Raw genomic sequence first — 491 nt, 5'->3', positions numbered from 1 at the left:
GCCGCTCCGTACCCGAGGGCGAGCCCGGGTATCAGCCACCACCAGCCGTCCGCCCCGCCCTCATCGGGGCGGGCGGGCGGCCGGCCGGGGCCGAGCAGATGGTGCCGGTCCAGCAGGTCGAGCACCCCCGCAGGGACCCGGTGCCAGCGGATGTCGTCGTCGTTCACGATCGAGGGGTCCGAGCGGACCCAGACCGTGTCCGACGAGGCGTCCTCGGGCGCCATCACCTGGTCCTGCTGCTCGATCGCGGTGTCTCCGCCGGGCGCCCGGTCGGTCTGCGGCCAGCCGCCGACCCCGCTCAGCCCCCACACCACGGTCGCCCGCACGGTGGGCTCGAAGCCCTCCGGCACGTGCTCCGTATGCGCGTTCTGCGGCCGCATCATGGCCGACAGCACCGCGAAATCGGGATCGCGTTCACTCAGCGAGGCCGGCGACCCGCCGCCCATGGGGATGACCAGCGCCAGGTCCGGAGGCCGCTGCCGGGCCGCCGC

1 pseudogene is annotated in these 491 nt (G+C 75.2%); it reads right to left on the bottom strand.

Annotation, left to right across the window (positions count from 1 at the left end):
• Window positions 1–491, bottom strand: a pseudogene (locus tag J0695_RS39770) (hypothetical protein); the annotation flags it as partial.

This window comes from Streptomyces beijiangensis (assembly GCF_017315755.1).
Classification (GTDB): domain Bacteria; phylum Actinomycetota; class Actinomycetes; order Streptomycetales; family Streptomycetaceae; genus Streptomyces; species Streptomyces beijiangensis.
The sequence above is the reverse complement of the archived record's forward strand: the minus strand, read 5'-3'. Positions and strand labels throughout refer to the sequence as shown.